The sequence below is a fragment of the Psychrobacter piechaudii genome, from assembly GCF_900162825.1.
Lineage (GTDB): Bacteria > Pseudomonadota > Gammaproteobacteria > Pseudomonadales > Moraxellaceae > Psychrobacter > Psychrobacter piechaudii.
In genome coordinates this window covers 1-4686 of record NZ_FUGE01000109.1, presented here as the reverse complement: position 1 = coordinate 4686, position 4686 = coordinate 1, and the positions used below count along the sequence as shown (strand labels likewise).

7 protein-coding genes are annotated in these 4686 nt (G+C 42.3%); 1 reads left to right on the top strand and 6 read right to left on the bottom strand.

All coding sequences use genetic code 11. The features are described from left to right. A partial coding sequence (locus tag A1019T_RS13200; RefSeq protein ID WP_167366841.1) for a transposase occupies nucleotides 1–397 on the top strand: 397 nt, incomplete at its 5' end. A gap of 147 nt (nucleotides 398–544) precedes the next feature. Here A1019T_RS13200 and infC read toward each other — a convergent pair. The 6 genes from infC to A1019T_RS13995 all read right to left on the bottom strand — a co-directional run bounded on the left by infC (nucleotide 545) and on the right by A1019T_RS13995 (nucleotide 4647). Beyond that, nucleotides 545–1048 carry a translation initiation factor IF-3 gene (gene infC / locus A1019T_RS05305; protein ID WP_077450739.1) on the bottom strand — a complete coding sequence of 168 codons (504 nt, stop codon included), beginning with the start codon at nucleotides 1046–1048 and terminating at the stop codon, nucleotides 545–547. A gap of 23 nt (nucleotides 1049–1071) precedes the next feature. After that, a complete protein-coding gene (thrS, locus tag A1019T_RS05300) occupies nucleotides 1072–3006 on the bottom strand; it encodes a threonine--tRNA ligase (RefSeq protein ID WP_077450738.1) in 1935 nt (644 codons plus the stop codon). A gap of 253 nt (nucleotides 3007–3259) precedes the next feature. After that, entirely contained in the window at nucleotides 3260–3607 is a 348-nt protein-coding gene (gene frdD / locus A1019T_RS05295; RefSeq protein WP_077450737.1) for a fumarate reductase subunit FrdD, read from the bottom strand. A gap of 37 nt (nucleotides 3608–3644) precedes the next feature. Next, nucleotides 3645–4040, bottom strand: coding sequence for a fumarate reductase subunit C (locus A1019T_RS05290; RefSeq protein WP_077450736.1), 396 nt, complete (start codon nucleotides 4038–4040; stop codon nucleotides 3645–3647). Between the two features lie 2 nt (nucleotides 4041–4042). After that, entirely contained in the window at nucleotides 4043–4354 is a 312-nt protein-coding gene (locus A1019T_RS14000; RefSeq protein WP_425271931.1) for a hypothetical protein, read from the bottom strand. Then, nucleotides 4291–4647: a hypothetical protein gene (locus tag A1019T_RS13995; RefSeq protein WP_425271930.1), complete on the bottom strand. Its 357-nt coding sequence runs from the start codon at nucleotides 4645–4647 to the stop codon at nucleotides 4291–4293. Before A1019T_RS13995 ends, A1019T_RS14000 begins: the two co-directional genes overlap by 64 nt. Nucleotides 4648–4686 lie beyond the last annotated feature (39 nt).

Sequence of the window (4686 nt, the reverse complement as noted above, 5' to 3'; positions counted from 1 at the left end):
TTTAGTGATTGTCGCAACCAATCAACTAGAAACAGTGGATGCGATGACAAGCTATGCTAAGCGTTGGGAAGTTGAGACTTTATTTGCTTGTCTAAAGGGGCGTGGCTTTAATCTTGAAGATACCCACTTAACCCATCTTGATCGGGTCAGTAAATTAGTCGCAGTGAACGCCTTAGCATTTTGTTGGGCTTATCATGTCGGTATTTATAAAGACAAAGATAAGCCGTTAAAACGCAAGTTGAAGTCAAACGCTCGACCTCAAGCCAGTTTGTTCGCGCTTGGCCTGGATGTGTTGATTGAGGGCCTTCGCTTGGTGTTTTTTAACAATAATAAGACTGTACTTCGACAGTTAGTTAGCTTTTTAACCCCCAAACCTATGAAAATCCGTTGGGGATGATTTTTTTGTCGTGTGCAGAGAAATAACCCATAAAAAAACCACCAATCTGCTGCTGCAAATTGATGGTATCGTTTATAACTGTCACTCTAATGCTGCTTTGGGAAAGAGAAATTGATTTAAATCATTAATAACGCTTTCCTAAGCAGATTATTTTTTACGTGTTGGGCCAAGTAGCATACCCATCTGACGACCTTCCATCTTAGGATGTTGCTCGACATTTGAGATTTCAGCTGTGTCTTCGATGATACGCTCAAGTTGTTGACGGCCAAGGTCTTGGTGAGCCATCTCACGACCACGGAAACGGATGGTTACTTTAACCTTGTCCTGATCTTCCAAGAAACTGATAATTTTACGCAGTTTTACTTGGTAATCCGCTTCGTCAGTATTTGGGCGAAGTTTCATCTCTTTAAGCTGAGTTTGCTTTTGGTTTTTCTTAGCTTCTTTCGCCTTTTGTTTTTGGTCATACAAGTAACGCTTGTAGTCCATAATCTTACAAACAGGCGGTTTAGCATCCGGTACCAATTCAACCAAATCTAGATTGTCATCACGAGCCGCTTTACGGGCAGTTTCAATATCGACAACGCCCATTTGTTCGCCGTCTTCTTTCACTAAGCGAACTTCTTTTTGCTGGATCTCTTCGTTGATGTTCAAACGGTTTGACTGTTTAATAGGTATTACTCCTCATCAGTTTTTGTTGTTAGTCGCCCCTTTTGGGCAACAGCTTTCTGTACTAATTCAATGAAGTCAGCCACAGACATTACGCCTAAGTTCTCGCCTTCACGAGTCCGCACGTTAACTTGTCCTGACTCAACTTCTTTATCCCCTAATACTAGCATATAGGGGATACGTTCTAATGTTCTTTCTCGTATCTTAAATCCAATTTTTTCATTACGCAAGTCACTAATAACACGCATGCCCGCATTTTGTAGCTCAGCGACCACATTTTCACAGGCTTCACGTTGTTTGTCAGTGATGTTCATCACTACTACTTGTTGCGGGGCAAGCCAGACCGGCATCCAACCCGCATAGTGCTCAATAAGCATACCGATAAAGCGCTCAAATGAGCCTAAGATAGCGCGGTGTAGCATGACTGGAACATCACGTTCGCCTTGCTCATTAATATAGTGAGCTTCCAAGCGATTTGGTAAGTTGAAGTCTAGTTGTAAAGTACCGCACTGCCAAACACGGCCGATAGAATCACGCAAACTAAATTCAATCTTCGGACCATAAAACGCGCCTTCGCCTTCTTGCAGTTCCCACTCAAGACCCGCGGCATCTAGAGCATCAGCTAGTGCTTTTTCAGCAGCATCCCAAAGCTCATCTGCACCGACACGTTTTTCAGGGCGGGTAGAAAGCTTCATTTCAATGTTGTCAAACCCAAAGTCTTTATAAACATCAAGGGTAAGCTTGATAAAGTCAGAGGCTTCTTTACCAATTTGAGCATTGGTACAGAAAATATGCGCGTCATCTTGGGTAAAGCCGCGGACCCGCATAATACCATGCAGGGCACCTGATGGCTCATTACGGTGGCAAGAGCCAAACTCTGCCAAGCGTAGTGGTAAATCGCGATATGAGCGTAAACCTTGGTTAAATACTTGCACGTGGCAAGGGCAGTTCATGGGCTTAATGGCATAGTCACGGTTTTCACTACTGGTGGTAAACATGTTTTCAGCATAGTTTTCCCAGTGACCAGATTTTTCCCATAAGCTTCTGTCCACAATTTGTGGCGTTTTAATTTCTTTATAACCATTATCTTGCTGAATCTTGCGCATATACTGCTCAAGCACTTGGTAAATGGTCCAACCATTTGGATGCCAGAATACCATGCCAGGGGCTTGCTCTTGTAAATGGAACAAGTCTAGAGCTTTACCAATCTTACGATGGTCACGTTTTTCAGCTTCTTCAATGCGCTCAATATAAGCTTTTAAATCTTTTTTATCTGCCCAAGCTGTACCATAAATACGTTGTAGCTGTTCGTTTTTGGCATCACCACGCCAGTAAGCGCCGCTCATTTTCATCAGTTTAAATACTTTCAAAAAGCGAGTGTTTGGTACGTGAGGACCACGACACATATCTACATATTCTTGGTGATGATATAGACCCAGCTCTTTTTCTTCTGGCATGTCTTCAATAAGTTTCAACTTATAGTCCTCACCACGCTCTTCGAAGATTTTGATGGCTTCATCGCGAGGGGTCATTTTTTTGATAACATCATAGTTTTGCTTGATCAGCTCAGCCATACGTTTTTCAATCGCGGCCATGTCTTCTGGGGTAAAAGGCTTCTCACTGAAGATGTCATAATAAAATCCATCCTCAATAACCGGACCAATAACCATTTTTACATTAGGATACAGCTGCTTCACCGCGTGGCCTAATAAGTGTGCGGTAGAGTGGCGAATAATATCTACGCCGTCTTTGTCTTTTGCGGTCACAATTTCAACACTTGCGTCTTGGGTAATTGGGTCGCTCGCATCCACAAGCTTACCATCTACACGTCCAGCAATCGTTGCTTTAGCAAGGCCTGGACCAATACTTTCAGCCACTTGCATCACTGTTGTCGCACCGTCGAACTCTTTTACACTGCCGTCAGGTAAAGTAATTGCAACCATAATCTCAAATCCAAATAATCTATAACGCAAATAAAGAACTCATCACCCTTATAATTGTGATGAAAATAATAAACACAACCGTTAGTACAAACTCTAACAGAAAAAACCGACTAAAAAGTCGGTGTGTAGCCTTGTCATTACTTCTATTATAAAGGATTTTTCAGAGGTTTTTGTAGCTAATCCTTCAGCACTTGCAAATAAAGGGTATATATCCCAAAAATCTTACTATAATTTGGCTATGACTGGAGCAAAGCTAAAACAATCCTATATATAAGGTCACTAAAAAAGCACCCACTGCCAAGGCATATAATAAATAGCGTGTGCCATTACCAACTGGGTAGTGCATGTCATGCAAGATATAATAAAGCCTATGCGCCCCATGCCACATAAACAAAAACACCAATACTGAGAATAAGACTAAAAAGACCCAATGCGTGATCCAGCCATGAGTATTCTCATAAAAACTACTAGGGTCGCCCAACACTCCAAAGGGTAATAAAAGACAGATAACTACAATCATAGGGGCAAGAGCCAGCGCTGCTGCTGTACCACCCCCTGAAAAAATACCCCAAAATATTGGCTTTAAATGTTTGTTACTCATGATGCTCTCCTTTTATATAGAAGGGTAGTTTTTTCAATTACATCAATACTTTGATTACGAAGAACACAATAAGCGCTACTACTGCAAAGGTAACCCAACTGCCAGCAATCATCTTTTTATCTTCGACAAACTTCTCACCGACCTGAATGGGCATGGCTTTTGGCATGGCCTTAAACCATTCCACACTATTAAATAGTGCCGCAATAATCGCAATTATATTGAGCATGATGACCACAATAGGATTGCGTTGAAAGCTAACCCAGGTCGCCCAAGCTTCAGGAGAGCTGGCAAGGGCTGCAATGCACCAAAAAAAGTTAAGCGCAGCGAGCATAACCGGAATACAAGTCAGTTCACGCAGCATGTATTTTTTATAGAATGGAGTTTGTAGATACCAGTGGTCAGACTGTTTTGCGACATACGGTTTTCTAGCCATGACTAAGACTCCTCTCGTTCTTTTTTATTACCGCTAATTAAGTCCATAGCCCAATAACCAACCCCTTGTGCCTTGGCTTGCTGGATAGCGCCTGCAGGATCAACCTGTTTCGGGCACACATCAGAGCAGTAACCGACGAAGGTACACGGCCAGATACCGTTTTCTTCATTGAGCATTTTGAAGCGAATTTTTGCCCCCTCATCACGGCTATCAAGATTGTAACGGTGGGCTAATGCAGAAGCGGCAGGTCCTAAAAAGTCTGCATTAAGTCCGACTTGAGGGCAGGTTGATAACAGAGCATACAGTTGATACACATGGTGTATTGTTTGTATTTGGCCAATTGTTTTGGGGTTTGAAGGTTTTCTTTATCACTCAAAGCACGTGGATTTTTACTGATAATATAAGGACTAACGGATTCCAGTTTTTTGATAAATGGCTCGGTGTCTACCATTAAGTCTTTTTCAATCGGGAAGTTATCCATCGCCCCTATGACAATATCTCCCAGTCCTTCAAATTGAGCCTTGTTAGCCGGTGCTTTATTGACTGCTTTATCACCAGTCGCCGTAAAACCACCCACTTCAGGGGGTGGATATAAGGCGACACACACTGTCGTAAGAAGTCGTTAAAGGGTTGTAAGTCAAAATTA

Bases quoted from the DNA above. Each gene is read 5' to 3' on its own strand.
- thrS (WP_077450738.1), bottom strand. From the start codon at position 3,006: ATGGTTGCAATTACTTTACCTGACGGCAGTGTAAAAGAGTTCGACGGT.
- frdD (WP_077450737.1), bottom strand. From the start codon at position 3,607: ATGAGTAACAAACATTTAAAGCCAATATTTTGGGGTATTTTTTCAGGG.
- A1019T_RS05290 (WP_077450736.1), bottom strand. From the start codon at position 4,040: ATGGCTAGAAAACCGTATGTCGCAAAACAGTCTGACCACTGGTATCTA.